Genomic DNA, 25356 nt, shown 5'->3' with positions numbered 1-25356 from the left:
TGGAGGCCTTCTCTTTACGTGTTCAGGCCTGGAACGTTTCAGTTCTCGGCTGCCAGCTGGCCACAGGCTGCGGCGATTTCCTGACCGCGCGTATCGCGCACCGTGCACGAGACGCCCTGGGCGATGACCCGACGCACGAACTCACGCTCGACGTCCTTGGGGCTCGCGTCCCACTCGCTACCCGGAGTCGGGTTGAGCGGAATCAGGTTGACGTGCACCAACCCGCCGAGTGCTTTCTTCAGCTTCTTGCCCAGCATGTCCGCGCGCCACGGCTGATCGTTGACGTTCTTGATCATCGCGTACTCGATGGACACACGGCGACCGGTCTTGTCTGCGTAGTACCGGGCAGCCTGAAGTACCTCCGACACTGACCAGCGATTGTTGACCGGCACAAGTGTGTCGCGCAGTTCGTCGTCCGGTGTGTGCAGCGATACCGCCAGCGTGACGCTCAGGCCTTCGTCAGCGAGCTTGCGGATAGCGGGAGCGAGGCCGACGGTCGAGACCGTGACGGACCGCTGAGACAGGCCGAGCCCGTCGGGTGCGGGCGAGGTGATGCGTCGTACCGCTGCCACCACGCGCTTGTAGTTCGCCAAAGGCTCGCCCATACCCATGAACACGACGTTCGAGAGGCGTCCGGGGCCGCCGGCGACTTCGCCGTCGCGCATGGCGGCCGCTGCCTCGCGAACCTGATCGACGATCTCGGCGGTCGAGAGGTTGCGGTCGAGGCCGCCCTGACCCGTCGCACAGAACGGGCAGGCCATTCCGCAGCCCGCCTGACTCGAGATACAGAGTGTCGCCCGATCGGGATAACGCATCAGGACGCTTTCGAGCAGCGTTCCGTCATGTGCCTTCCACAGGGTCTTGCGAGTGTCGCCCGAATCGCACGCGAGGTGCTTGATCGGGGTCAACAAGGTCGGGAACAGCGACTCCCCCACCTTCTCGCGCACCGATGCGGGAAGATCGGTCATCTTCTCCGGATCGGCTTCGAGCCGCGCGTAGTACTGACGCGCCAGCTGATCAGCCCGGAAAGCCGGAAGGCCGAGCTCTTTCACCGCTTCTTTGCGCTCGGCGGAATCGAGATCGGCGAGGTGCCGTGGAGGCATTCCGCGCTTGGGTGCAGTGAAAACGAGGGGAAGAGAGGCAGCCATAGTTACACCATTGTCCCATTGTTTTGGGGTGCTACCCCACTGCCACCCGATTGTGGCCGGATTACCCGTGCAACTTTGCGCAGGTTGCGTGATGATCATGTCATGTCAACCACACCAGAGGATCCGTCGAACTCCCCCGTGTACGGCCCCGCCGACGGTTTCGGTCCCGATCCGGAACTTCCGAAGGTGGGCGAGGACAAGGCAGTGGAAAAACACGATCCGGAACCGACACCGACGCCTGAACCGGTGCCGACCGGAACGTCGGTCACCGACCGAACCAGGGCTGCGACGACCTGGGTTGGCCTGGTCATAGGCGCAATTGTGCTGATCTTACTGCTGGTGTTCATCCTGCAGAACCTCGAGAGCGTCTCCGTCAAGATCCTCGCCTGGCAGATCGACTTTCCGCTCGGAATCACGATCCTGCTTTCCGCCATCGCGGGCGCGTTGATCATGGCGTTGGCAGGTGGCGTTCGCATCATTCAGATCCGGCGCGCAGCGAAGCGGCAGATGTGACTGAAATCTAGTTACGCAATTGGGTCGATCGATGGGCCAGCAGGCATCATTGATGTCGTGGAAATCACCGGAAAGGCCCTGATGTGACTACTCACATGGAGAGACCTGTGACCTCGCGAATTGCCCCGCAGCAGGCAAGATCCTGGCTCCTCGTCCCCGCGTCCAAACCGGACACCTTCGACGCCGCACTCGCGAGTGCGGCCGACGCCGTCATTCTCGACCTCGAGGATGCCGTCACCGCACCCAACAAACCAGCTGCCCGCCGCGATGTCGCCGCATTCCTGAGCGAACACAATCACGCCTGGGTTCGGATCAACGACGCCACGACACCGTTCTGGGAAGAGGATCTGGCCGTACTCGCGGGCCTCCCCGGACTCGAGGGTGTCATGCTCGCAAAGACCGAAAGCGGTCAGCAGGCCGACGCCACGGCCGAGCGACTTCCCGACGGCACCAAGATTCTTGCTCTCGTCGAATCTGCGGTGGGACTCGAGGCTGCCCCCGAGATCGCACGCACTGACGGCATCTTCCGTCTCGCATTCGGCAGCGGCGACTTCCGGCGCGACACTGGGATGGACGACTCCCCCACGTCGATGTCGTACCCGCGTTCGCGGCTCACCATCGCCAGCCGCGCGGCACGCATCGCTCCGCCGATCGACGGTCCCACGCTCGGCCCCGATCTGGATCTGCTCGCCCGAGACTGTGCGATCACCTTGTCACTCGGCATGGCCGGCAAACTCTGCATGACCACCGCGCAGACTGCCCCCGTCAACGCAGGACTGAGTCCATCCGTGGCCGACGCGATCTGGGCTCAGAATGTCATCGACGATCTCGGCGAAGACGGCTCACGCGTGCGCGACGGCAGCGACTTGCCCAAGCTCGCCAAGGCGAAGAAGATTCACAAGCTCGCCACCCTGTTCCACATCCCCACCGATCACTGATTTTTTTACTACTGAATCGGTGCAGAAAACGTCAGGCGCTCAAGTCGGAGCGCCTGACGTTCGTCTTTTGAGCCCGCCTTCACGCAAGTTCGAGTGATCGTGGTTTGGACCGAACATGGATCCGGTATCGCACCGTGAAGCCCAATCCCGTTACTTGCGAGAACGCACGCTCGGCAGTCTTCTCGGTGAACTCGATTCCGAGTACCCGCCGCATATCGTCTCGATTCTCGAACTCCCACCGGGTGTCGACGCGCGTGAGCGAGAACCCTTGAGCCTCGAAGAATCCTTCGACCGCCGCGGGATCGTATTTGGGCAGATCCGCCCTCATCCACTCTCCGTACGGGCCGGCGCTCACATCGAGATCCACGATCAGCAGGGCTCCCCCTGGCCTCAGGATGCGCATGGCCTCACGAATTCCCGGGCCGCAGCCTTTGCCGAAAAAGTACGCCGTACGGGCATGAACGAGATCGACTGAAGCATCCACCAGACCCGTGGACTCTGCTGAACCCTGGACTACGTCGATCGACGCCGAATCGCGGGTTCGTTCCCGCGCGGCCTTCACCAGCGGTGCGTGCGGCTCCACTCCGACAACACGACGGGCAGTACGAGCGAACTCCGGTAGATGGAACCCCGCCCCACAGCCGACATCGACGACATCGCGTCCAGACCAGTCGACCCGGGCTCGCATCGCAGCCCAGAGGGAACCGTCGACGTCCTGCGCGCGGTTCTCGATTTCGTACACGTCCGGCCAATGCCAGATGTTCGGACTGGGGATCGGCTTGGATCGGCCGGAGAAGAAATCACGCACGAGAAATCAGACGAGTGCGTACAGAATCAGCCAGGTGACAAATGCCGACGGCAGGAGTGAATCCAGGCGGTCCATGATTCCGCCGTGACCGGGAAGCAAGGTTCCCATGTCCTTGATGCCGAGTTCACGCTTGATCTGCGATTCGATCAGGTCGCCGACCGTCGCGACTACCACCAGGACGACACCGAGCAGGACGCCGATCATCGAATTCGCGTCGAGGATCAACGTCACCGAAAGCAGACTGCCGATGACGCAGAAAATGAGGGAGCCGACGAATCCTTCCCAGGACTTCTTCGGGCTCACAGCCGGCACCATCGGGTGCTTCCCGAACAGCACTCCAGCCGCGTAGCCGCCGATGTCGGAGCACACGACACCGATCATCAAGACGAAGACGCGACCGGGGCCGTCGTCTTCGAGCACCATCAACGCACCGAATGACGCCAACAGCGGGATCCACGCCAGAACGAACACCGTGATGGAGGTGTCTCTCAGGAAGTTCTTCGGGGTCGCCTTGAGCCCGTGGTCGAACAACCGCCACACCATGCACACCAGGACGGTTGCGGTGAATCCGCTGAGCACCCCGACCGGTCCCCACGGCCAGCCGAGCCAGATCGTGGCTTGCCCGCCGACGAGAAGCGGAATTCGCGGCACCTCGATGTCGGCTTCACGAAGCCGCGTGGTGACCTCCCACGTCGCGATGAACATCGCGATCGCAACGACAGCGATCCATCCCGGGGGCAGGAAGATCAAAGTGCCGATGACCAAGGCGCCGAGGCCGGCTCCGACGCCAATGGCGGCAGGTAGGTTCCTGCCCGCCTTCGACTTCGGCGGTTGCGCGCCCTCAGCGCCGCCCGTAGGCCCGTCCGTGACGGGACCACCGGCGGTTCCCTCTTGTGCGTGCACCCAAACTCCCTGATCTACTCCCGACGACAAACACTGCAAATGAGGAGGCTATACCTCCATCAACTCTGCTTCCTTGTGCTTGACGAGTTCCTCGACCGTGTGCACGTACTTCGCCGTGGTCTTGTCGAGTTCTTTCTCTGCGCGACCGACCTCGTCCTCGCCGGCTTCACCGTCCTTCTGGATCCGGCCGAGTTCGTCCATCGCCTTGCGGCGGATGTTGCGCAGCGTGACCTTCGAATCCTCGCCCTTGGACTTGGCCTGCTTCACCAGTTCACGACGACGCTCTTCCGTGAGCTGCGGAACCGAAATACGGATGATGCTGCCGTCGTTGGACGGGTTCACACCGAGATCCGAGTTGCGGATCGCCGTCTCGATCGCGTTGAGCTGCGAAGCCTCGTACGGCTTGACGATGACCATGCGGGCCTCGGGGACGTTGATGCTCGCGAGCTGCGTGATCGGCGTGATCGAACCGTAGTAGTCGATCACGATGCGCGAGAACATACCGGGGTTCGCGCGTCCGGTGCGAACCGAGCCGAGATCGTCCTTGGCTACCGTGACAGCCTTTTCCATCTTCTCTTCTGCCTCGAAGAGCGCTTCATCGATCACGGCTGTTCCTCCATGTTGTTCTGCATCATTTTTTGGGTGTCACTCACGACTTGATCAGGGTGCCGATCTTCTCACCGGACACCGCGCGAGCGATGTTTCCTTCGGTGAGGAGGTTGAACACCATCATCGGCATCGAGTTGTCCATGCACAGGCTGAATGCCGTCGCGTCCGCGACCTTGAGCTCACGTTCGATGACCTCACGGTGCGTGATCTGTTCGTACATCGTCGCGTCCGGGTCGAGACGCGGGTCGGCCGAGTAGACGCCGTCGACAGCCTTGGCCATCAGCACTACCTCGGCACCGATCTCCAGCGCGCGCTGCGCAGCAGTGGTGTCAGTCGAGAAGTAGGGCATACCCATCCCGGCACCGAAGATGACTACGCGCCCCTTCTCGAGGTGCCTGCGTGCGCGAAGGGGGAGGTACGGCTCGGCGACCTGGCCCATGGTGATGGCCGTCTGCACGCGAGAATCGACGCCCGCCTTCTCCAGGAAATCCTGCAGAGCGAGGCAGTTCATGACGGTGCCTAGCATGCCCATGTAGTCGGAGCGCGCGCGATCGAGGCCACGCTGCTGCAGTTCCGCTCCGCGGAAGAAGTTTCCGCCGCCGATGACCACTGCAACCTGTACGCCCGATCGAACGACCTCTGCGATCTGCTCAGCCACCTTGGTGACCACGTCGGGATCGAGACCGACTTTGCCGCCTCCGAACATTTCGCCGCCGAGTTTGAGCAGGACCCGCTTGAATCCTGGACGTTCGTTGGCTGGTTCGGACATTGTTCTCCTCAGTTCGATACAAGACCTTGTAGGTCCTTCATTCTTCTTCTGCCGCCGAATCGGACACCGCGGCATAGGAAAGCCCCCGGGACTCGTCCCGAGGCACTCTCATCCTGCCTCATCGGAGGCCCCAGGTACACGTAGACCCCGCCGGTAGAGCAAATGCTCTTCAGGCGGGGTCCATGTGTGCGGGCTCCGAATTAAGCGGAGGCGCCGACCTCGAAACGCACGAAGCGCTTGATGGTCACGCCTGCCTCGTCGAGGATCGCCTTGACGGTCTTCTTGGAGTCCGTGACCGAAGACTGCTCGGTCAGAACGACGTCCTTGAAGTAACCGTTGACGCGGCCTTCGATGATCTTCGGCAGTGCCTGCTCGGGCTTGCCTTCTGCGCGGGCGGTCTCTTCGGCGATGTGACGCTCGGAAGCGACGATCTCCTCGGGAACCTCGTCACGCGTGACGTACTTCGCCTTGAGTGCTGCGACCTGCATTGCAGCGCCGCGAGCGGCCTCAGCAGCAGCATCGCCTTCACCGGTGTACTCGACGAGAACGCCGACAGCGGGCGGCAAGTCGGAGCTGCGCTTGTGCAGGTAAACGGCAACGGGGCCGTCGAAGGAAGCGACGCGGCTCAGTTCGAGCTTCTCACCGATCTTCGCGGACTGCTCCGCAATGACGGTGTCGATGGTCTTGCCGTCGAGCTCGAGCGCCTTGAGAGCGTCGAGGTCAGCAGGCTTACCAGCAGCAGCGACGGTCACGATCTCGTCGGCCAGCTTGATGAACTCGTCGTTCTTGGCGACGAAGTCGGTCTCGCAGTTGATCTCGATCATGACGCCGTCCTTGGCGACGACGAGACCCTCAGCGGTAGTGCGCTCTGCGCGCTTTCCGACATCCTTCGCGCCCTTGATGCGCAGCTGCTCGACGGCCTTGTCGAAATCGCCGTCTGCATCTGCGAGTGCGTTCTTACATGCCATCATTCCGGAGCCGGTGAGCTCACGGAGCCGCTTGACGTCAGCGGCGGTGTAGTTCGCCATGATTAGCGAGCCTCCTCATGTGTCTGTTTCGGACCTAGGACTAACGGTGAAGCACGGCCTAACGGTGAAGCACGGCCTGACGGTGGTGCTCGGGCCTAACGGTGAAACGGCCCTGACCAAAAGAACTCTTGGTCAGGGCCGGTTTCAACGAATCAGGCCTCGGTGGCCGGTGCCTCTGCGGCCGGAGCTGCCTGCGAGAGCAGTTCCTGCTCCCACTCGGCGAGGGGCTCGCCTGCGCCGGCTTCGGGCTTCGCGTCCTTGTCGGCGCTCAGTCCTGCACGTGCCTGCACACCTTCGGCAACCGCGGAAGCGACAACCTTGGTCAGCAGTGCTGCGGAACGGATGGCGTCGTCGTTGCCCGGGATCGGGTAGTCGACGAGGTCGGGGTCGCAGTTGGTGTCCAGGATCGCGATGACCGGGATGTTCAGCTTGCGAGCCTCGGCAACTGCCAGGTGCTCCTTGTTGGTGTCGACGATCCACACCGCGGAAGGAACCTTGGCCATGTCGCGGATACCACCGAGGGTGCGATCCAGCTTGGTCATCTCACGCGTGAGCATGAGGATTTCCTTCTTGGTGCGACCTTCGAATCCACCGGTCTGCTCCATTGCCTCGAGCTCCTTGAGGCGAAGCAGACGCTTGTGAACGGTGGTGAAGTTGGTGAGCATGCCGCCGAGCCAACGCTGGTTGACGTAGGGCATTCCGACGCGAGTCGCTTCGGAAGCGATGGACTCCTGCGCCTGCTTCTTGGTACCGACGAAGAGAACGGTGCCGCCGTGGGCAACGGTCTCCTTGACGAACTCGTACGCCTTGTCGATGTACGTCAGCGTCTGCTGGAGGTCGATGATGTAGATGCCGTTGCGGTCGGTCAAGATGAATCGCTTCATCTTCGGGTTCCAGCGACGGGTCTGATGTCCGAAGTGGGTTCCACTATCGAGCATCTGCTTCATGGTTACGACAGCCATGGCTGTGTACCTCAAACTTTCAATCCGGTTGATGCAGGCGATCGGGTGATCCCTGCCCTGGCACCCGCACGGCCGTCGGACCTGTTTCGTGAGAACCAGGACCAGCCGAGGCCGGAAAACGTGCGCGGGCGCGCGAAGTCGGACTGTGCGAGCACAGACCGCTCGACAAGTGTACGTCCTCGTCCCCCGATGCCATAACCACCCCGGAAGCAACAGACCGAACCGGCGGTTGTGGATCGGCGGCTACCTTGTGGATTACCCGTCTGATCTGCATTGAAGCGTGCGCTACTCCACGCAAGATCAAGGAATGACGATGTTGCGCGGAGCTCGACGAGGCGTGGCCTTCGCCGTGATCTCCTGCTGTGTCGCCGTAGGCACGGCGTCAGCAGACACGCGATTCGACTGGCCGCTCGCTCCTCGGCCGCACGTGGAACGCGCTTTCGACAAACCGGCCGAGAACTGGCTGCCGGGTCATCGCGGGGTCGATCTCGGCGGCAGCGCCGGCCAATCCGTCCTCGCGGCCGGTGACGGCATCGTGGTGTTCGCGGGAGTGGTCGCCGGAAAGCCGACGGTGTCGATCGATCATTCCGGCGGCCTACGCACGACCTACGAACCCGTCACCGCAGTCGTTCGCACAGGTGAACGCGTCGCAGCCAGGTCAGTGATCGGAACCCTCGAAACCGGGCACGAAGGGTGCGCTGTCGAAGCATGTTTGCACTGGGGCTTGCGCAGAGGACGCGAGTATCTCGATCCACTCGGACTGGTTCGGTCGCACCCGCTCAGGCTCAAGCCATTGAAAGGAGGCTGATCGGTCGCAGAAATCGGTCGCAGAATCAGTGCCACTCGGAAACGGCGTGCCGACCCACAGCGTCCGCGAAGTCGTCGGCCACCATCGCTGCCAGTTCCATGAACGCTCGTCTGGTGGCCGGTCGCATCAATTCGAGGTCCATCACCGACCCCTCCGCGAGATGCTCGTCGAAAGGAATGACCTCGACGGCGCGGCATCGACGCATGAAATAGTCCACCAACGCGTCCATGTCGATGACGCTCGACCCTGGTCTGGCGGCGCTGATGACGACGACGGTCCGCTCGACCAGATGGCCGTATCCGTGCAACTGAAGCCAGTCGAGCGTTGCCGCTGCACTGCGCGCTCCGTCGATTGCCGGCGAACTGACCAGAACCAACGAATTGGCAAGATCCAGAACGCCGTTCATCGCCGAGTGCATGATCCCGGTACCGCAATCAGTGAGGATGATGTTGTAGTAGACCTGCAAGATGTCGATGACCTGGCGATAGTCGGCCTCGCTGAATGCCTCCGAAATCGCCGGATCCTGCTCACTCGCCAGCACCTCGAGACGACTCGACGACTGGGATGTGTGCACTCGAACGTCCGAATAGCTCTTTATGTCCGGTCTAGCAGCAATCAGATCGCGCACTGTCGAATTGGTCTGCAGCGGAACACGTTGTGCCAAAGTCCCGAAATCGGGATTGGCGTCAACCGCCACGACGCAGTCACCACGCAGCGAAGCAAACGTCGCACCGAGTCCGACCGTGACCGTCGTCTTGCCCACTCCCCCTTTGAGCGAGAGCAGAGCGACTCGGTAGTCGTTGCGGATCGGCTGCTCGATTCGGGCGGCCAGTGCACGGTTGCGCTGTTCGTTGGTCGAATCCCCCAGATTGACCACACCTCCGGTCGCACGATGCAATCCCCTACGCCAGCCGCCACGCGGCGTCCGTTTCGGGCGTTTCAGTAAAGCTTCGGCAACCAGATCCTGGTTTGTCACCTGCTGTTGGCTCGACGGTGGCGGTGGCGTGGACCAGACCTCTTGCAGTCGCGCCACAGGCTCCGGCGTCGGCGCCGGCTCGGGAGCCGGTTGCGGCGATTCGGACAGCCAGGCTGGTTGGCCGCTGTTCGGCAGGTGCTTCACATCTTGGCGGTTCACGAATCCCCCGGATATCGCATGTAATCGAGTGTCTCGACACGACGATCGAACTTTGCCGATTGTTCACTCTTCTGAGCTGCGACGCTACCAAATACCAGCCGAGAACTCGCGTCGCTCCACAAATCAGGCGCGCGGATGGGCCTGATCGTGGACGGATCGAAGCCGTTCGACCGACACGTGCGTGTACAGCTGAGTGGTCGCCAAACTCGCATGACCGAGGAGTTCTTGGACCACACGAAGGTCCGCACCACCCTCCAGCAAATGTGTCGCAGCCGAGTGCCGAAGCCCGTGCGGACCCATGTCGGGAGCCCCTGGAATTGCAGCCATGGTTTCGTGGACCACCGAACGCGCCTGACGCTGATCGAGCCGGCCGCCTCGAACTCCGAGGAGCAACGCTCGCCCGGACCGATCCGAACACAGCGCGGGTCGTCCGTGCTCCAGCCAGCCGTTCAGTGCCGATTCTGCGGGCAGGCCGTATGGCACCGACCGCTCCTTGTTCCCCTTGCCGAGAACACGAAGCAAACGTCGATCCGCATCGACCGACTCGACGTCCAGCCCACACAACTCGCCGACTCGAATTCCGGTGGAGTACAACAATTCCACGATGAGTCGGTCTCGCAGGGCGAGCGGCTCTTGTTGCTGCGCACCGCTTTCCGCCGCATCCATTGCGTCGAGGGCCTGGCTCTGACGCAGCACCGTCGGCAGCGTCCGGCGAGCGGGTGGAGCCGCCAGACGTGTGCCCGGGTCGACGGAAATGCGTCCAGTCTGCGCGAGCCACGCAGTGAACCCACGCGCCGAAGAAGCCCGTCGAGCTACCGTCGTACGGGCTGTTCCTACGGCATTCTGGGCGGCCAACCACGAACGCATGACTCCAAGGTCGAGGCGGTCGAGATCTGCATTCTCCGAACCCGCGGAGAAATGGGTCAGCAATGCCCGCGCGTCACCGACGTAGGCGCGGATCGTGTGTTCCGACCGGCCTCGGCTCAGTCGGAGGTGCTCGGCATACGCATCGAGGTGAACGCTCAAGCTCGCCGGCAATGCGTCAGTCATGAACACACGCTCGCTCGCCGCGATTGAAACTGCAAGCTCCCTCGCCGATAGGGTTGATCGGTGAATCGAGCAATTCCTCTGAAGATGTTGTGCGTACTGGCACTGATTTCCGCAATCGCTCCACTGTCCATCGACATGTACCTGCCCGGCCTACCGTTGATGGCGGATGCACTCGACACTACTGCGGCCAGCGTTCAACTCACGCTGACCACCTTCATGGCAGGCCTCGGAATCGGCCAGCTGATCATCGGTCCGATCTCCGACGGACTTGGCAGGCGACGAATACTGCTGGCCGCGACAATCATCACGGCACTGAGCGGCGCGGCATGCGCGGTGGCGCCGAACATCGAGTTTCTCATCGGTGCACGACTCGTCCAGGGCTTGAGTGGAGGCGCTGCCATCGTTCTTGCCCGCGCTTGTATTGCCGACCGAGCGCGTGGCGACGACGCAGCGAAGCTCTTCAGCATCATGATGATCATCGGCGGTATCGCTCCCGTGGTCGCGCCACTGATCGGCGGCGCATTTCTCGGCCCCGTCGGGTGGCGCGGGATCTTCTGGGTCCTGGCGGTCGCGGGCGCTGTAATGGTGGCTGGTGTCGTTTTGCTCGTTCCCGAGACACTTCCGCCCGAGCGACGCCACGGCGGCGGATTGAAGGCCCTGATCTCGAATCTGCGATACGTGGTCCGCAATCGGCACTACCTCGGATATGCGCTCGCATTCGTCTTCGGATTCGGCGCCCTGTTCGCGTACATCTCCGCGTCACCGTTCGTCGTTCAGAACGTTCTCGGGCTGAGTCCGTCACAATTCTCGATCGTGTTCGCAGTGAACGCCACCGGAATGGTCACGGCAGCGATGATCACCACTCGCCTGCTCGGCCGCGTCGGAGCACACACGCTGCTGCGTTTCGGGGTGTGCCTACTCCTCACGGGCGGCGCCGTATTGTTCTGCACCAGCGTGGTTTTCAGTTCCACGAATACCTGGTTGATCTTGGTCCCACTGTTCGTGGCAATTTCGAGCATCGGGTTCATCATGGGGAATGCGACCGCTCTCGCCCAAGGAGAGGTCACCAACGCGGCCGGGACCGGTTCAGCGCTGATGGGAGCGGGCCAGTTCGGCTTGGCGGCGCTGGTTTCGCCATTGGTGGGAATTGCGGGAGAAGACACGGCAGTTCCGATGGCAATCGCAATTCCCACCTTCGGAGTTCTCGCGGCCGTTGCGCTCGTGTTGCTGACTCGCGGCACGGCCGCCGCGAGTTAGTTTTCGGCCGCAGCGAGTTCGGACTTCCAGACCCGGAAGCCCTCTTCGGTGCGACCACGACGCCAATAGCCGGAAATGGAAGCGGCCGACGCCGGGACATTTCGTTCCTTGCGAATGTACGGCCGGAGGTTGTGCATGACGGCTTGCGCTTCACCGTGAATGAACACGTGCGGTTCGCCCGGCAACCACTCGAGAGCCTTGACCGCGGCGACAACCGGAGCGTTGTCGCCCGCCAATTCTTCGCCGACCGCGTCGGACGATGCCCCGCGATGCAGCCAGGTCACGGCAATACCTTCTGGGGCATCGAGCGCGATTTCGTCTTCCGGTCCACCGACTTCGACGACGGCGTAGCCGACCGCATCCGGCGCCAATCTCGCTATCGACGCGGAAATAGCGGGTATTGCGGTCTCGTCTCCGACGAAGAGATACCAATCAGCGGTTGGTGACGGCGAAAACGCGCCACCGGGTCCCCGCAGAGTAATCTCAGCGCCCGGCTGAACCGACGCGGCCCACGGACCTGCAACACCCATGTCGCCGTGGACGACAAAATCGATTGCAATCTCTTTGGCATCAAGATCGTACGATCGAATCGTGTAGGTGCGCAGTGTCGGCTGATCAGGAGTGCCGAATTCGATCTTTACATAGGAATCGCTGTATTCGCTGGGAGTGAACGACTCGAAGCCTGGTCCCCGAGAAACACTCGTACCATATGGGGGGTCAATTGTTCGGTCCGCAGAACCGTCAATGCAGTTGTCGGCTTGGCCACAGAAAGATCCTTCCGAAAGTTAGTGTTACCTAACTAATGTACACGACTATTGCAGCACGAGGGCGAAATACCTCGCCGGCGACTCCACACAGCGCTCTGTCGACCTTTGTGCACAGCGAAAGAAACCGACCAATCTGCTGGGTAAATTCGGTGCGGCATAGACGAATTATCTGATCAGCTTCACATGGACGACCTGTCGGACAAAGCCGTCCGAGAACTCGGCAAAGCAACAGTAAAATACACCTCTGGCTCCCGGCGAGTTCGCCGAGAGCCAGAGGTGTATTTAATTCAATCTAGTGTGCAGCATCGAAAGCGTCGATGATTTCCGCTTTGATACGCCCACGCGGAGCAACTTCGTAACCGTTCTTACCCGCCCAGTCGCGAATGGCCTGGAGCGTCTCCTTGGAGCGTCCGGAACCTGACGTGGCCTGCGGCGATGCAGCCTGAGCCTTCTTACCGCGTTTTCCGCTCACCTTCGCAGCTGCCTCGACGAACGGCTTCACCGCAGCATCGAACTTCTCCGCATTGGTGGCGCGCAGATCGATCACGTAATCCGTTCCCTGGTAAGAGAACTCAATTCGATCACCGAATCCATCGTCAATCGGCTTACCGTCAAGGTCGTCGATGAGTTGCCGAATCAGCTTCTCAGCCATTGCACTCCTCTTTCAATGATCGATTCAATTCTCCTTCACAATACACAGATAGAGCGTTGATGAACAAAAGAAGTCCGAAAACCTCTGCCATTTCCGAACAGACTCAATGGTCCGAATTAGCAGCGGGTTAGCGGCATTGCCTCGACCGAACACGAACCTGAAAATTCTGCACATTCATCCCTCGGATGCCGGGTGTCAATCAATGCCCGCCGTCATCGTGATCCAGACTAATCGGACTTCCATGCACATTGACCTGAGGCTTTCCTGAGACCCGTCGAACTTGCGGGTCGGGTCGGCGAAACGCATCGAGAATTACATTGCACACAGTCGAGCAAATTCGTGAAAAATAGCCCTGACGTGCCATTTCCGATGCGCTGCGGGTATTGACGATTCACGGTCTTCGCAAACGATTAGTGAGCATCGCCACGCATGGTCTAACGGGCGCAGAAGTAGTTCACGTACTACCGCGTCCGAAACCAACCACTGGAATCAGAACTTGCAAATCCCTCCAGTTCGAGCAGAGGAAGAGTGGCACGAACCTGAGCTATGAGCAATCCCGATTCCTCGGACAACTCACGCGTACTGCGAGACCCCGTTCCCGGCAATGCTTCGTATACCAATCGAGAATTGCCGCGCAATGCGTCGATGTCACGCGTCGCGGCTGCATCCTCCGCGGAATCCCCGACACCAAATGGGCCTGACGCTTCGACTACATCCACGGCATTGGAAACGAGTCGCGCTTCACCTTCGCGGATCATCCGGTGACATCCGGTCGAGGATGCCGAGGTAACCGGTCCGGGCACCGCCATCACGGGACGGCCTAGTTTTCGAGCCCAATTGGCGGTATTGCGTGCACCACTGCGCCAACCCGCCTCGACCACCACTACTCCGTCCGACAACGCAGCTACCAGTCGATTCCTTGCCAGAAACCGGAACTTTGCAGGTGTTGTGCCCGGCGGATATTCACTTATCACTGCACCCGAACTCGCTATCTGTTTGAGTAGTCGCGCATGCCCTGACGGATACGCCCGATCCACGCCACAGGCCAAGACAGCCAGTGTGGTTCCACCTACGCCCAATGCAGCGCGGTGCGCGGCCCCGTCGATACCGAAGGCCGCCCCGGAAATCACGGTCCACCCGTCGACAGCCAGGTCACCGGCAATCTCTGCCGTCACGTGTTCGCCGTACACAGTAGATGCCCGCGTGCCCACAATTCCAACCGATCTCTCGGTCAGATCAACCAAATCCCCGGACCCCAACACCCACAACACAAATGGTGCCGTCTCACCCCCGGAGGGATCGAGTCCGTCAAAGGAAAGCATTCGCCACGCCGGCCAATCGGCGCAATTCGGTGTTACGAGTCTGCCACCCATCGCCTCCATCAGGTCGAGGTCTCGTTGGGCTGTGTCGATGTGAGCGCGGGCTCGCGTCTTCTCCTCGATTGCGGGTGGCAGATCGCCGTTGCGGACCGCCCTCGCAGTTTCTTCGACCCCGAGCTCGTCGATCAACATGGACATATGCGCGCTAGGGCCCTGCACGACGCGGGACAGATATGCCCAAGCGAGTAGTCGTGGATCGTGTGCAGTCATTGAAATCCCCTGTCTCGGAAGTCGAGTGCGGTGACAACTTGGTCTGGTCCGGGCATCGCTTCACCTGCCAGATCGGCTACACTCCAGGCAACCCGCAACGCTCGGTCCGCCCCACGAGCAGTGATGACACCTTTACGCAGCGCCCGTTCCACCGGCGCCAGCGCTGCACGCGAGAGTCTGAACTTCTGTCTCAACGCCGGCCCTGGTACTTCCGCGTTGGTCCGCCACCCGTACTCACTCCACCGCTGGGCTGCAGTGTCTCGAGCCGCCGCCACGCGCGCACGAACATCGCTGGTGCTTTCCCCCACTTCGTCGATCAGCGCTCCGGTTGCTACCGCCTGCATCCGGACCCTGATGTCGACTCGGTCCAACAACGGGCCAGACAATTTCCCCAGGTAACGGCGACGCGCCGCGGGTGCGCAGACGCAGTCCGCGTCTCGCGGCGGCGCGCATGGGCACGGATTCGCGGCCAGTATCAGCTGGAACCGCGCCGGGTACCGAGCAACTCCGTCCCGCCGGGCGATTCGCACTTCCCCGTCTTCGAGTGGTGTGCGTAGCGCTTCGAGCACCTTCACCCCGATCTCGGCACATTCGTCGAAAGATTGTGAAATGCCCCACACATTGATACAATGAGGGGTACAGATGCAAGACCGAATTACCAACTCTCCCAACACCTTAGCCGCAATCTACTGCCGAATCAGTAGCGATAAAACAGGCAAGAGCGCTGGAGTCGAACGCCAGCAATCAGACTGCCGCGTAATGGCCGATCGCCTCGGCCTCTCGGTTCAGCACGTACTCGTAGACAACGACATCAGCGCGTACTCCGGAAAGCCCAGGCCTGGCTACAAACAGTTGCTGGAGCTGATGAGGACAGGCGCAGTCGGGACCGTTCTGGCATACCACCAGGACCGCCTGCAGAGATCTCCCGTCGAACTCGAGGAGTACGTCGATGTATCCGAGATCCATCGCGTGACGACCCACACCGTTCTTGCCGGCCACATTGACCTGTCCACACCCTCAGGTCGCTTCAACGCTCGAATCATCGGTGCAGCGGCTCGGTACGAAGTCGAACACATGATTGAGCGCCAGCAGACCGCCAAGTTGCAAGCCGCCAAGGATGGCAAGTACCTCGGTGGGCAGCGTCCCTTCGGCTTCGAGCCTCAGCGCAAAGCTATCCGCGAGAGCGAAGCCGCCATCATCCGTGACATGTACGAGAGGTTCGTCGTCGGGCGGTCGTGGTGGTCGATTGCAGTCAGCTTGAATCAACGAGGAATCCGAACAACCCACGGCAAGGACTGGAACTCACTCAAGGTTCGCAACGTCTTGATCCGACCGATCAATGCGGGGATCGTGCTGCACAAGGGTGTCGAGTACCCCGCCCAGTCACCTGCAATCCTCAGTCCAGACGAGTGGGCGAACCTCAAACTTGCGATCGACATCAGCCGAAGGAAGTCACCTCATCCCGGACGGGCACGCAAGCATCTATTGAAAGGATTCCTCATCTGCGGGGCCTGTGGCGAGAAGATGTTCCACAAAAGCAAGCAGCAACGAGACGGGTCGTACAAGACCACTGCCGCGTGCGGAAAGACCGACAACCAAACGGGTCGCCAGCACGGTTGCGGGAAGGTTTCGCGAATGGTCGAGCCGATCATCGACCTGGTTGTGGACTCAATTATGTTCCGCCTCAACTCACCTGAGCTCGCTACGACACTCCACAAACACAAGACGAGCGCAGACACGTTGAAGACACTGAACGACCAACAGCGAGCCTTAGAATCGTCAATCAACGAGATCACGGACGACTACTACGTCAACAAACTTCTCACACGCGACCAGTTCGAACGCGCAAAGACGCAGGCAGACAACGACTTAGCGCTCATCACTAAGCAAATTGATGCCGAGTTAGTGAGCGAGGCAGTCAACACGACAGACGTAAGCGGCGACCTCCGTGAACGATGGGAGAACGAGACACTCGAATGGCAGCGTTCGCTGTTGTTTCTACTCATTGATCGGATCTCTGTCCACCCCTCCCTCGCGTGCCGGGTTACAAGTACCCAAAGTACAAGTCTAAGTGGAGGTTTGATCCTGATCTGATTCAGATCGAATGGAAGGCGTAGGATACTTTTCGCATAGGTGTTCAACAATTGCGGCGGCAGCATTCTCAATTGGAAGCCACTCGCGAAAATCATCCTGGCTTGGCTTGAACCTCCAAACACCTTGCCCGTGTACCGCGCCGCAGACATGGTACGTAATTAGAGTCTCATCCTCATTGTCCAAGTACTTGCGATCGCTCTGCCGCCCCCGTGGAGGCAAGGTGTCCAATTGCCCGACAACGTCTTTCGTTTCATCGATCAGATCGAGACGGTCCTTCGCAACAGACAACGACTCCGCGGTGACCATTTCGACAAATCCGTAGTCGCCCGCATGTGGAAATCGCATCTTCTGTTCAAGTGCGAGGCGGTGTGCCCTCAAGATTGCAAGGAACATCCGGTCGCTCAGTGCGTCGTGATGTAGTAGATCTGAATCTTCAGCTGCTTCGAGCGACTTGATGACCTCGTCACAATGCCGCCGATGACTTTCCGCGAGTTCATCCCGAACAGCAGTCTTCCAAGACTGGTCCAGTTGAGGTACTTCAAAGCCGTCTTCGGTCGTCAATCCGCGCTCGGCAAAACCATGACGTTCAGGCAACAACCTGGCGAGATACGCGCACACCGCCTGGTCGAGATCTTCGAAATGCCTATAGAACGTCGGAGTCGTAACGCCCGCAGCTTTGGTCACATGAACGACGTTGAAACTCCGAGGGTCTGTCCAATCCCCTGAACCAAGCGCATCAAGGATGGCTGCACGACTGCGCCCACGTTTCGTCTCAGCCGCAGCGATCCTCGCTTCGGTCTGACGTGCCCTAGCTGCTTCGTCCACAGTTGCAGCCTACTTGCCGGAACCGACTGGGAGGCAGTACGGCTAGATCTCTAGACACCAACTGTAGTACCTGCTACTTTGGGAATAGATCGCAAGCCAACGGATCGACGCAGATTGAAAACTCCACACTGGAAGCACCTTCAGCCGCAGTTCGATGCAACGGCTTGAACGTCGCTTCCAACCGCTTCGCACCGTGCCACTTGTGGCGGTGCCTCAACTCCCACAAGGAGATTCAAGTGAAGAAGCAACTTACTCATGTTGAACACAACGGGGTACCGACCGAAGTCAGCGCCACATCACCAAGTGGGCTGTTGGAAAAGTACGTACTCCGGCTGGCACTGGAGGAAGAAGCTAACGACTTCGAGCGCATGGCCAGTACAGACAACTTGCATCGGACTCTCGATATTTTCGAGAGTGGACGTGCACGAGTAGGCAATGACGAGGCTGGCAATGCCATTGTTCATGGTTTCGTGATGGCATTCGCGTCAAACGTCACCGAGCGCCAGCGCCGACGCATGATGGGGCAGTGACCATGGAAATGATCATTGCAGCGGCAGTCATTGCAGTTTGGTTGGCTGGCATGTTCTGGTGGGCCTTCCACCGCAACAAGTCTCAACCTGATAGTCGGCGCGAAACCACAGTTCAACCCGCGCCACTCTCAGTCCACGATCGCCGTCTGCTCGATCAAGACGCCGATCGCATGGAGTACGTACGCAGCATGATCGCAATGAATCGCGCACTTGATGAGTACGAACTCCGCACTCCGAACGCGATGAAATATCGCTATTAGGTACCAGGACACTTACGGGGACAGGAAACGCTGCCTGTCCCCGTAAGTGTGGCGACTTTACTTCACGCCTCAGGTGGCATCTGCCGCGTAACTCTCGATTCAGACCCACTCAACCGAGAGTCGCCGAATGAACATCGGAAGATATTGAAGCCCCGAAGGGTAAATCATGGAGCTGTTAAGCGCACTTGCATTTCTGTTCATCCTAGGAATCCCGATCTGGCTGGTACTCCTCGCCCTCGCCTTCTTCGACAAGCGCCTGAAGAGACGCGCAGTCAACGAGTACGTCCAGAAAGTCGAGCAGCGAGCCGCAACCTACGCCGATGAGGCAGAGATCATCGAGCAGTACTTTCGAAGGAGGTACGGCTCATGATCAAACGCCTTCCCTCCGTTGCTTTGTCGATGATCGGCATCGCGATCGCTCTATCGATCATGGTGCCGATCATCCAAGCAGCAGCTCCCCTGATCATCGCCGTGGTCATCGTGGTTACCGTCTCGGTCATCGCATGGCGAGTCGCAAAGTTCTACATGCGCCTCTAGCCGTCGCTTTCGTCAAGTGACGAATTATCAAGAGTGTGTCAAGCTGGGAGTAGACAATGATCGAACGTCTACTCCCAGTCTTGTACCCACCAGATCCCCTTGAGAGGGGCGATTCCTGATGGGCTTCTTCTCGAAACATCAACACGCATACGACACTTCGCGTGACTCGTTCATCCTAACTTTCCAGCCTGAGCTTCCTGAGGAACGCGTAACGGCGTTTCTCCGCTCGATCGGCACATCACTTCTCCCCGGCTCTCACGCCTTTGATGGCACACCGACCATCGTTTTCGAGGTTGTCGTCTCCCCCAACGGGATTCAGCACATCATCCGTTTTCCGAAGGGGAAAGGGCAGTACCTCATGAAGATGCTGCGAACTTCGGTAGACGGCATCGGATACCAGGAGTACGACGACAAGGTTGCTTACAAGTACGACTACGGCGTCTCGATCAAGATGCACAACGGGGCAAGAACTCTGGCCTTGGCGAGCGAATCTGATTACAGCGCTCGGCTTCTCGGCTCGATGCAAGACGCCGTGGAAGACGGCGATGAATTGATACTGCAGTGGGTGATCCGCCACTCCAACGCGAAACGAATCGCTCACGGGGCAGAGAACGTCTCAAGTGCCAACACCACCATCTGGCAGGCCTTGATGGGTAAGACCATTGCGAGTCCTGAAGAGATCGGTGATCGTCGGGCTAAACAGTCCGATCAAATGTTCCTCGCAACGGGACGAATCGCCGCGAAGGCCGCCAACCAGCAGCGAGCAGCTCGTCTCGTGAACGATGTTGTGACTGCGCTGACCAGCGAATCGGGTGCGGCTTACTTCAAGACGAAACCCGTCGATCCGGTGAAGCTGTCGGATCAAATTGAGTTTGCCCGCACACCGTTGATCATGACTGCTGAACTTTCGACCAAGGAGCTGAGCGGAGTCATCGCCTGGCCCATGGGTTCTCGTGTGCCTGACATTCCAGGGTTGGTCAGAGGGACAACACAGCACCGCCCACCGACAAACGGGGTTCCTCGAAGTGGGCTGGTACTTGGTCGCAGCACGATGCCCGGAGTAGAACGTCCGATCGCACTGGACTGGGAGAAGGCGCTCACTCACCTGTACATCGGTGGTGCAACCGAAGTCGGTAAGACAACGCTTGCTGAACGACTTTTGCGGCAGACGATCGACAAGGGCTATGGGACTTTCGTGTTCGAGTACGAGGGCAACCTGCTCAACAAAGGGCTCAACCAGGTTCCCGCACACCGACTCGATGATGTGATCGTTATCGACTTCACTCGAAACCAGTTCCCGGTGGGGTTGAACATCATCAAGCTCGGTTCGCCGAGTCTCGTTGCAGGACAGCTCACTACCTTGCTCGAAGCGATCTACCCCGACAACAAGAGCGTCTACACACGAAAGTTGATCAGCCACGGAACCCAGTCGAACTCGCATGGGCACGCGATGTGGCCGGCAAACAGAAAGATCGACCGATCAAGCAGTTCCTCACCGACTGGCTCGGCAAGAGCAAGGAAACACGAGAGAAGGACAGTCAGGCACTCGAGAACCGACTCTGGGAGATCTTGACGCCTGCCGAGTCCCGATACTTGGTGACTCAAGAAACATCGTCGTTCGATCCGTTCGACGTGATCAACAACAACCGTCTGCTGTTCGTGAACTTCGCAGGAGTATCGGAACAGGTCGCATCGTTGATCGGCAGCTTCATCGTCTCTGCGCTGTGGCGAGCTGCAAGTGCATCAGCCCCCGAGAAGCCCAATCTGATGTTCATCGATGAGTTCCAGTACTTCAGCAGACTGAACTCGGACTTCGAGGACATGCTTGCCACCGCCCGTCGTAAGAAGCTCGGACTAGTCCTAGCAACTCAGTACGTTGAACGCCTCCCGACCTCAACTCAAGACGCGATTGCAGCGAATGCCCGTTCAAAGATCATCTTCCAGTCCAGCCCGAAGAGCGCGCAGATACATCAACGTGACTTCGCAGACCGAACCATCACTGCAGAACAGATCGTCAACCTGAAGGCGTTCGACGCCCTTGCCCGAATCAACACCAAAGAGGGTACGAGTAGGCCGTTCACGATGCACACCTATCCCGAAGCGATCGGCTACGGGCACGGCCAACGCGCCTTCCAAATCTCGGAGCAGAAGTACGGAAGGAGTATCGAGTCCATCGATGCTGCGGAAGTTCAGCGTCGTAGACCAACTACGCCAATGCAGCAGTCGCACAAACCCATTGGCACTTCAACATACGACGTGCCCGACGATCAGAACCGGGAGATCAAAGATGACGCTGCAAGCTGAAGCAGTTACCACGATTGAGAAGCTGGTCGAAGATGCGCACGAGATGGCAAGTGCTGTAGACGACTTACGCGAAGAGAATCCCGCGCTCGCGATGATCATGCTAGTCAGCCTGAATGCCTACCTGGAGCACATTCAGTTCCGCATCAGCCAAGCCGTCCAGCACTCACCATGACCGACCCGCCGATTGGAGCAGTGATGACAGATCTCCCGCCCGTCCAGATCCTCGACAACCTCATCGATCAAGCATTTGCGATGAGAGAGCTTGGACAGACGATCACACGAGTCAGTGAAGAGCTGATCTTCGAAGCAGAGAAACATCGTCAAGCGATCGAGCAATACGACACTGAATCACTTCTGCGATTGTTCCGGGTCTCCTACAATTTGAACGAACTCAGAACTGCTTCGACCACGAATGTTCTCCAGCCACTACGAGCCTTGAGGATGGGATGATCAACATGGATGAACAGCGCACTGAATGGCAGCAGATCAACGACTCCATCTTGGCCTACTTCGTCAACTTCACCAACGACGGCGGACGCCCGATCATGGATGTAATCAAGGAGTGCTGCGAGAAGATCGAAGCGGGTACTGCCTCCCCAAACGAAGTCGATCTCGTCGAGTGGTTCAAACAGGAACTTGAGCACCGCGTTGAACGCGACAAAGACAGGGCGGCCTGGCTGGAGGATGTTCGGGTCTTCCAAGATCTCCGGAAGATTCAGGAGGAGACCCGTGGGTGACGCCGATCGAATCAATGACCTGCAAGCCATGGTCGAGGCAGCGGAACGACTGGAGATGCACGCCGAGTCCGTCATGATCGAGTGCCGAGAAATCGCACACGAAGCGCGCCGCATGATGGGAGATGAGATTGATCCGAACAACTATCTCGACTCTCCGACTCGCGCACGCATCCAGGCAATCACTGGCGAAGTGGACTCACTCGCGAACCACGACTTCATCCGAATCCGAGACACCTTGAGAGACTTCACACACGTCAGGTAGCAGTACAAAGAAGGCCCGCACCGAGTCATTGGGTGCGGGTCTTCTTTGTACGATGGGGCGGGTTAGTGATGATGCCTGTGGCTTCCCCTACCCCGCGACGTGCATACCATGCCAACACCTTGACGAGCTGTCACTAGTTGTTGTGGGTATGGACGTTGCTGACGCTGGATTGAAGTAGACGGGCTGGCCCTTCGCGGCAGGATGGAAGTTGCGAAACAGACCATCAACAGCAAAGGGACCAGCCCTGTGACACACCGTAATGCTCCGCTGACTGTGGAGGGAAGACGACGACTCATCGAGCGGTGCCGCACTCGTCCGATCGCCCACGTCGCCGCCGAAATGGGCATCTCCCGACAATGCGCCTCCACGTGGGTCAACCGGTACCGCAAATACGGTGAACTGGGATTACAAGACAGATCCAGCGCACCGAACCATCAACCCACCGCCACCGCCGCAGAGATCGTGGCCGAGATCGAAGCGATGCGCCGGACCCGGAAATGGTCGGCCGCGCGCATCACGTTCGAACTCCGAATGGACGGAACGGTCATCGCTCGCCGGACGGTCACGAAACTCCTGCGGGATCTTGGTCTCAATCGCCGCCGGTTCATCGACCCGAACGGCGAAACGAACCGCAAACCCCAGGTCATCGCCGCGAAACGGCCTGGTCAGATGGTGCACGTCGACGTGAAGAAGGTCGGCCGCATCCCTGACGGCGGAGGTTGGCGCGTCCACGGGCGAGGTTCCGAGCAGGCCAAACGATCACAACGTCGGAAAACGAAGAACAAGCAGGGCCGCGTCGGCTACACCTATTTGCATTCCGCGATCGATGGCAACACCCGTTTGGCGTACACCGAGGCCAGAGACAACGAAACTGCCGCGACAGCCATCGATTTCATGAACAACGCCCGACTCTTCTTCGCGGCGCACGGCATCACCCGGATCGAGCGCGTGATCACCGACAACGGATCATGCTATCGGGCAGCAGATTTCACTGCTTCACTGCGGGAAGCGCGGCACTACCGGATCAAGCCGTACACGCCGAAACACAATGGGAAAGTGGAGCGCTACAACCGCATCCTCGCCGAAGAACTGCTGTACTCCCGCGAATACATCAGCGAAGCCGAGCGGCGCACTGCCGTCGAGGTGTGGAACATTCACTATAATTATCACCGACCGCATTCAGCACGCGGAGGACGACCGCCTGCCGCTTACCGCCGGCACCGCGTAACTAACGTCCGTGCCTCATACAACTAGTATGCCCTACCCTATCGTTAATCTCTATCGATAACAGGGGTGGGGATAGAAGTATCGCCACGTTTCCTGAATTTGACGGAGAAGTCGACCCACACTAAATGTGGGGGGTGGAGAAGTGGTACTCGACGCTATATGTGAGATCCACCTACCCAAGAAGAGATCTACCAACTGGACTGCTGGCACTTTGGCTGCTAATGAGACCACGCTCTTCGAGGTTGTCTACTATCCTTGCTGCCTTTGAATATCCGATTCGTAACCGCCTTTGAAGGAGCGACGCGGACGCCCTTCCATGTTTCCTGAATATATCCATAGCAACGGCTTCATATTGATCGTCAGATAGCTTTGAAGTGACTAACTCAACCTCGTTTCGAATTTTCGCATCAACTGAATCATCAAGTACCACAGCCTCTTCCGCAGGACAGTCGATCTTCATGTTCTGATGAATTGAAGACACGACGTCGAATAGCTCACGCCGTTCGGCTTGCATAGTAGCCAAGAGCGTTTCCGTACTTGTATCTTTAGCTATCAGCTTCATCTCGCGCTCGTGATTCAGCAGAATACATAGCGCAATGGCTTGTTCAGCATCAAGGCGGAACCACTCTTGTCCACCACCTGACTTATGCTGAACAAGAAATTTATGCAGTTTGGCTTCGACAGCTGAACCATTACTTACTAGACGCAAGCAAACTAACTCTATCTTTTCAGGATTAGCGGTCTGCAGTGCTGCCATCCTAGATACAACATTAACGCTCATTCCAACTTTGTAAAACTCGGTACCGTTTCTCAATATATAAACATACTTCATCAACTAACATTACTACCCACCTACTAAATAGTAAATAGGTGGGTAGTAGTACTCAGAAGGGATCATGTTAGACATGCACCGAACATGGCCTCACTGGCTAGTGCGCTGCGTCGAAGGCGTCGATCACTTCAGCCTTGATACGTCCGCGAGGTGCAACCTCGAAGCCATTCTTCACAGCCCAGTCACGAATCGCCTGAAGCTGTTCCTTTGAACGACCGGAACCACTTGCGGCATTGGGTGTTCCGCTTCCCTTGCGGGTCTTGCGGGCTACGCCGACCTTCTGTGCAGCTTCGATGTAAGGCTTGAGTGCCTTCTCCAGCTTGTCCACATTCGAGTCACGCAGGTCGATCGTGTAATCGGTTCCCTGGTAGGAGAATTCGACCTTCTGACCGAAGCCATCCTGAATATCCTTCCCATCGAGATCATCGATCAGTTGCTTGATGATGCGTTCAGCCACTTTGGTTCCCCCTTAGGAATTGAACAACAGACTTATTCAGTGAGTCCGAGCGTATCAGAGCTTGCAGGAGACGCCGCGCAACTCGCAGGCCTTACATATCAAAAGCGCCCGACAACACGTGTCAGGCGCGACGCAAAATACTTTTGAGAGCTAGTTAGTGCTGCTTCGTTTGAAGTATCCAGCTGCAAACGCAACGATCGCTGTGATTGCAGATGCAACTTCAGCACTGAGTTCGACCCCGAACTGTCCGGCAAGCCAGATGAGTACGATTGCGACAGAACCGCCGATGCCGGCTGCTGCTACTTTCGATGTTGGCGCTGATGTTGGTTGATCGTATTTATGGTTCATGTTCACC

The 25356-nt window shown here is 59.0% G+C and carries 30 protein-coding genes and 2 pseudogenes; 15 read left to right on the top strand and 17 right to left on the bottom strand.

Annotated features, from left to right (window positions below; genetic code table 11):
- Positions 1 to 38: 38 nt before the first annotated feature.
- Positions 39 to 1148: a 23S rRNA (adenine(2503)-C(2))-methyltransferase RlmN gene (gene rlmN, locus EHW12_RS12530; RefSeq protein ID WP_003942816.1), complete on the bottom strand. Its 1110-nt coding sequence runs from the start codon at positions 1146 to 1148 to the stop codon at positions 39 to 41.
- A gap of 102 nt (positions 1149 to 1250) precedes the next feature.
- Between rlmN and EHW12_RS12525 the strand changes: the two genes are divergently transcribed.
- Both EHW12_RS12525 and EHW12_RS12520 read left to right on the top strand, forming a co-directional pair.
- Entirely contained in the window at positions 1251 to 1661 is a 411-nt protein-coding gene (locus tag EHW12_RS12525; protein WP_020969349.1) for a lipopolysaccharide assembly protein LapA domain-containing protein, read from the top strand.
- Between the two features lie 95 nt (positions 1662 to 1756).
- Complete coding sequence (locus tag EHW12_RS12520; protein WP_030535660.1) at positions 1757 to 2599, top strand: CoA ester lyase; 843 nt, start codon at positions 1757 to 1759, stop codon at positions 2597 to 2599.
- Positions 2600 to 2678: 79 nt separating this feature from the next.
- On the opposite strand, the gene EHW12_RS12515 is transcribed toward EHW12_RS12520, so the two are convergent.
- The 6 genes from EHW12_RS12515 to rpsB all read right to left on the bottom strand — a co-directional run bounded on the left by EHW12_RS12515 (position 2679) and on the right by rpsB (position 7678).
- Positions 2679 to 3407 carry a class I SAM-dependent methyltransferase gene (locus EHW12_RS12515; protein WP_125050863.1) on the bottom strand — a complete coding sequence of 243 codons (729 nt, stop codon included), beginning with the start codon at positions 3405 to 3407 and terminating at the stop codon, positions 2679 to 2681.
- A gap of 6 nt (positions 3408 to 3413) precedes the next feature.
- Complete coding sequence (locus EHW12_RS12510; protein WP_003942673.1) at positions 3414 to 4310, bottom strand: phosphatidate cytidylyltransferase; 897 nt, start codon at positions 4308 to 4310, stop codon at positions 3414 to 3416.
- 48 nt (positions 4311 to 4358) lie between these two features.
- Positions 4359 to 4916: a ribosome recycling factor gene (frr, locus tag EHW12_RS12505; RefSeq protein WP_003942777.1), complete on the bottom strand. Its 558-nt coding sequence runs from the start codon at positions 4914 to 4916 to the stop codon at positions 4359 to 4361.
- Positions 4917 to 4959: 43 nt separating this feature from the next.
- Entirely contained in the window at positions 4960 to 5688 is a 729-nt protein-coding gene (pyrH, locus tag EHW12_RS12500) for a UMP kinase (protein WP_003942722.1), read from the bottom strand.
- Between the two features lie 200 nt (positions 5689 to 5888).
- A complete protein-coding gene (tsf, locus tag EHW12_RS12495) occupies positions 5889 to 6716 on the bottom strand; it encodes a translation elongation factor Ts (RefSeq protein ID WP_007734877.1) in 828 nt (275 codons plus the stop codon).
- Between the two features lie 152 nt (positions 6717 to 6868).
- Positions 6869 to 7678 (bottom strand): 30S ribosomal protein S2, encoded by an 810-nt coding sequence (rpsB, locus tag EHW12_RS12490; protein ID WP_125050861.1) that lies wholly within the window; start codon positions 7676 to 7678, stop codon positions 6869 to 6871.
- A gap of 307 nt (positions 7679 to 7985) precedes the next feature.
- Between rpsB and EHW12_RS12485 the strand changes: the two genes are divergently transcribed.
- On the top strand, positions 7986 to 8486 hold the full coding sequence (locus tag EHW12_RS12485; protein ID WP_125050859.1) for a M23 family metallopeptidase: 501 nt from the start codon (positions 7986 to 7988) through the stop codon (positions 8484 to 8486).
- A gap of 25 nt (positions 8487 to 8511) precedes the next feature.
- Here the strand turns inward: EHW12_RS12485 and EHW12_RS12480 are convergent, their stop codons facing one another.
- Positions 8512 to 9621: a MinD/ParA family protein gene (locus EHW12_RS12480; RefSeq protein WP_003942711.1), complete on the bottom strand. Its 1110-nt coding sequence runs from the start codon at positions 9619 to 9621 to the stop codon at positions 8512 to 8514.
- A 123-nt stretch (positions 9622 to 9744) separates the two neighbouring features.
- Positions 9745 to 10671, bottom strand: coding sequence for a tyrosine recombinase XerC (locus EHW12_RS12475; RefSeq protein ID WP_164490574.1), 927 nt, complete (start codon positions 10669 to 10671; stop codon positions 9745 to 9747).
- 84 nt (positions 10672 to 10755) lie between these two features.
- On the opposite strand from EHW12_RS12475, the gene EHW12_RS12470 reads away from it, so the two are divergent.
- Positions 10756 to 11928 (top strand): multidrug effflux MFS transporter, encoded by a 1173-nt coding sequence (locus EHW12_RS12470; protein WP_125052582.1) that lies wholly within the window; start codon positions 10756 to 10758, stop codon positions 11926 to 11928.
- Here EHW12_RS12470 and EHW12_RS12465 read toward each other — a convergent pair.
- The 4 genes and pseudogenes from EHW12_RS12465 to EHW12_RS12450 form a co-directional block, all read right to left on the bottom strand.
- Positions 11925 to 12694 (bottom strand): annotated as a pseudogene (locus EHW12_RS12465) (siderophore-interacting protein). The gene EHW12_RS12470 and the pseudogene EHW12_RS12465 overlap by 4 nt on opposite strands.
- Positions 12695 to 12987: 293 nt before the next feature.
- Entirely contained in the window at positions 12988 to 13347 is a 360-nt protein-coding gene (locus EHW12_RS12460; protein ID WP_003942721.1) for an Lsr2 family protein, read from the bottom strand.
- A gap of 461 nt (positions 13348 to 13808) precedes the next feature.
- Positions 13809 to 14936 carry a DNA-processing protein DprA gene (dprA, locus tag EHW12_RS12455; protein ID WP_125050855.1) on the bottom strand — a complete coding sequence of 376 codons (1128 nt, stop codon included), beginning with the start codon at positions 14934 to 14936 and terminating at the stop codon, positions 13809 to 13811.
- A pseudogene (locus tag EHW12_RS12450) lies at positions 14933 to 15532 on the bottom strand (ATP-binding protein); the annotation flags it as partial. The gene dprA and the pseudogene EHW12_RS12450, both read right to left, overlap by 4 nt.
- Before the next feature lie 46 nt (positions 15533 to 15578).
- On the opposite strand from EHW12_RS12450, the gene EHW12_RS12445 reads away from it, so the two are divergent.
- A complete protein-coding gene (locus EHW12_RS12445) occupies positions 15579 to 17030 on the top strand; it encodes a recombinase family protein (protein ID WP_125050853.1) in 1452 nt (483 codons plus the stop codon).
- On the opposite strand, the gene EHW12_RS12440 is transcribed toward EHW12_RS12445, so the two are convergent.
- Entirely contained in the window at positions 17004 to 17855 is an 852-nt protein-coding gene (locus tag EHW12_RS12440; protein WP_125050851.1) for a TetR/AcrR family transcriptional regulator, read from the bottom strand. The two genes, EHW12_RS12445 and EHW12_RS12440, sit on opposite strands and share 27 nt — an antisense overlap.
- Positions 17856 to 18091: 236 nt before the next feature.
- Between EHW12_RS12440 and EHW12_RS12435 the strand changes: the two genes are divergently transcribed.
- The 10 genes from EHW12_RS12435 (at position 18092) to EHW12_RS12395 (ending at position 23739) form a co-directional block, all read left to right on the top strand.
- On the top strand, positions 18092 to 18385 hold the full coding sequence (locus tag EHW12_RS12435) for a hypothetical protein (protein ID WP_125050849.1): 294 nt from the start codon (positions 18092 to 18094) through the stop codon (positions 18383 to 18385).
- Positions 18382 to 18645 (top strand): hypothetical protein, encoded by a 264-nt coding sequence (locus tag EHW12_RS12430; protein ID WP_125050847.1) that lies wholly within the window; start codon positions 18382 to 18384, stop codon positions 18643 to 18645. The genes EHW12_RS12435 and EHW12_RS12430 overlap by 4 nt, the downstream gene beginning before the upstream one ends.
- Positions 18646 to 18811: 166 nt before the next feature.
- The gene (locus tag EHW12_RS12425) at positions 18812 to 19015 is read left to right on the top strand and encodes a hypothetical protein (RefSeq protein WP_125050845.1); all 204 of its coding nucleotides are present in this window, start codon (positions 18812 to 18814) and stop codon (positions 19013 to 19015) included.
- Entirely contained in the window at positions 19012 to 19182 is a 171-nt protein-coding gene (locus EHW12_RS34605; RefSeq protein WP_164490573.1) for a hypothetical protein, read from the top strand. The genes EHW12_RS12425 and EHW12_RS34605 overlap by 4 nt, the downstream gene beginning before the upstream one ends.
- A gap of 358 nt (positions 19183 to 19540) precedes the next feature.
- Positions 19541 to 20755: a hypothetical protein gene (locus EHW12_RS12420; protein WP_164490572.1), complete on the top strand. Its 1215-nt coding sequence runs from the start codon at positions 19541 to 19543 to the stop codon at positions 20753 to 20755.
- 714 nt (positions 20756 to 21469) lie between these two features.
- A complete protein-coding gene (locus EHW12_RS12415; RefSeq protein ID WP_064444464.1) occupies positions 21470 to 21658 on the top strand; it encodes a hypothetical protein in 189 nt (62 codons plus the stop codon).
- Positions 21655 to 21936, top strand: a complete 282-nt coding sequence (locus EHW12_RS12410) for a hypothetical protein (protein WP_125050841.1) — start codon at positions 21655 to 21657, stop codon at positions 21934 to 21936. The genes EHW12_RS12415 and EHW12_RS12410 overlap by 4 nt, the downstream gene beginning before the upstream one ends.
- On the top strand, positions 21933 to 22223 hold the full coding sequence (locus EHW12_RS12405; protein ID WP_125050839.1) for a hypothetical protein: 291 nt from the start codon (positions 21933 to 21935) through the stop codon (positions 22221 to 22223). The genes EHW12_RS12410 and EHW12_RS12405 overlap by 4 nt, the downstream gene beginning before the upstream one ends.
- Positions 22216 to 22485, top strand: coding sequence for a hypothetical protein (locus EHW12_RS12400; protein WP_125050837.1), 270 nt, complete (start codon positions 22216 to 22218; stop codon positions 22483 to 22485). Before EHW12_RS12405 ends, EHW12_RS12400 begins: the two co-directional genes overlap by 8 nt.
- A 246-nt stretch (positions 22486 to 22731) precedes the next feature.
- Complete coding sequence (locus EHW12_RS12395; RefSeq protein WP_125050654.1) at positions 22732 to 23739, top strand: IS481 family transposase; 1008 nt, start codon at positions 22732 to 22734, stop codon at positions 23737 to 23739.
- A 145-nt stretch (positions 23740 to 23884) separates the two neighbouring features.
- Here the strand turns inward: EHW12_RS12395 and EHW12_RS35845 are convergent, their stop codons facing one another.
- From EHW12_RS35845 to EHW12_RS12380, 3 genes are all read right to left on the bottom strand, one after another.
- Positions 23885 to 24544, bottom strand: a complete 660-nt coding sequence (locus EHW12_RS35845) for a DNA translocase FtsK (RefSeq protein ID WP_125050835.1) — start codon at positions 24542 to 24544, stop codon at positions 23885 to 23887.
- 97 nt (positions 24545 to 24641) lie between these two features.
- On the bottom strand, positions 24642 to 25001 hold the full coding sequence (locus EHW12_RS12385; RefSeq protein ID WP_064444460.1) for an Lsr2 family protein: 360 nt from the start codon (positions 24999 to 25001) through the stop codon (positions 24642 to 24644).
- A gap of 150 nt (positions 25002 to 25151) precedes the next feature.
- Entirely contained in the window at positions 25152 to 25349 is a 198-nt protein-coding gene (locus EHW12_RS12380) for a hypothetical protein (protein ID WP_125050833.1), read from the bottom strand.
- Positions 25350 to 25356: the final 7 nt, after the last annotated feature.

Source organism: Rhodococcus sp. NJ-530 (assembly GCF_003860625.1).
Classification (GTDB): Bacteria; Actinomycetota; Actinomycetes; order Mycobacteriales; family Mycobacteriaceae; genus Rhodococcus_F; species Rhodococcus_F qingshengii.
Note: the sequence above shows the minus strand (reverse complement) of the source record. Positions and strands in the feature narration are given on the sequence as shown.

Excerpts from the sequence above, each read along its gene's own strand:
- rlmN (WP_003942816.1), bottom strand. The coding sequence starts at position 1,148 with ATGGCTGCCTCTCTTCCCCTCGTTTTCACTGCACCCAAGCGCGGAATG.
- EHW12_RS12525 (WP_020969349.1), top strand. The coding sequence starts at position 1,251 with ATGTCAACCACACCAGAGGATCCGTCGAACTCCCCCGTGTACGGCCCC.
- EHW12_RS12520 (WP_030535660.1), top strand. The coding sequence starts at position 1,757 with ATGGAGAGACCTGTGACCTCGCGAATTGCCCCGCAGCAGGCAAGATCC.
- pyrH (WP_003942722.1), bottom strand. The coding sequence starts at position 5,688 with ATGTCCGAACCAGCCAACGAACGTCCAGGATTCAAGCGGGTCCTGCTC.
- tsf (WP_007734877.1), bottom strand. The coding sequence starts at position 6,716 with ATGGCGAACTACACCGCCGCTGACGTCAAGCGGCTCCGTGAGCTCACC.
- rpsB (WP_125050861.1), bottom strand. The coding sequence starts at position 7,678 with ATGGCTGTCGTAACCATGAAGCAGATGCTCGATAGTGGAACCCACTTC.
- EHW12_RS12485 (WP_125050859.1), top strand. The coding sequence starts at position 7,986 with ATGACGATGTTGCGCGGAGCTCGACGAGGCGTGGCCTTCGCCGTGATC.
- EHW12_RS12475 (WP_164490574.1), bottom strand. The coding sequence starts at position 10,671 with ATGACTGACGCATTGCCGGCGAGCTTGAGCGTTCACCTCGATGCGTAT.
- EHW12_RS12470 (WP_125052582.1), top strand. The coding sequence starts at position 10,756 with ATGTTGTGCGTACTGGCACTGATTTCCGCAATCGCTCCACTGTCCATC.
- EHW12_RS12460 (WP_003942721.1), bottom strand. The coding sequence starts at position 13,347 with ATGGCTGAGAAGCTGATTCGGCAACTCATCGACGACCTTGACGGTAAG.
- dprA (WP_125050855.1), bottom strand. The coding sequence starts at position 14,936 with ATGACTGCACACGATCCACGACTACTCGCTTGGGCATATCTGTCCCGC.
- EHW12_RS12445 (WP_125050853.1), top strand. The coding sequence starts at position 15,579 with ATGCAAGACCGAATTACCAACTCTCCCAACACCTTAGCCGCAATCTAC.
- EHW12_RS12425 (WP_125050845.1), top strand. The coding sequence starts at position 18,812 with ATGGAGCTGTTAAGCGCACTTGCATTTCTGTTCATCCTAGGAATCCCG.
- EHW12_RS34605 (WP_164490573.1), top strand. The coding sequence starts at position 19,012 with ATGATCAAACGCCTTCCCTCCGTTGCTTTGTCGATGATCGGCATCGCG.
- EHW12_RS12420 (WP_164490572.1), top strand. The coding sequence starts at position 19,541 with ATGAAGATGCTGCGAACTTCGGTAGACGGCATCGGATACCAGGAGTAC.
- EHW12_RS12415 (WP_064444464.1), top strand. The coding sequence starts at position 21,470 with ATGACGCTGCAAGCTGAAGCAGTTACCACGATTGAGAAGCTGGTCGAA.
- EHW12_RS12410 (WP_125050841.1), top strand. The coding sequence starts at position 21,655 with ATGACCGACCCGCCGATTGGAGCAGTGATGACAGATCTCCCGCCCGTC.
- EHW12_RS12405 (WP_125050839.1), top strand. The coding sequence starts at position 21,933 with ATGATCAACATGGATGAACAGCGCACTGAATGGCAGCAGATCAACGAC.
- EHW12_RS35845 (WP_125050835.1), bottom strand. The coding sequence starts at position 24,544 with ATGAAGTATGTTTATATATTGAGAAACGGTACCGAGTTTTACAAAGTT.
- EHW12_RS12380 (WP_125050833.1), bottom strand. The coding sequence starts at position 25,349 with ATGAACCATAAATACGATCAACCAACATCAGCGCCAACATCGAAAGTA.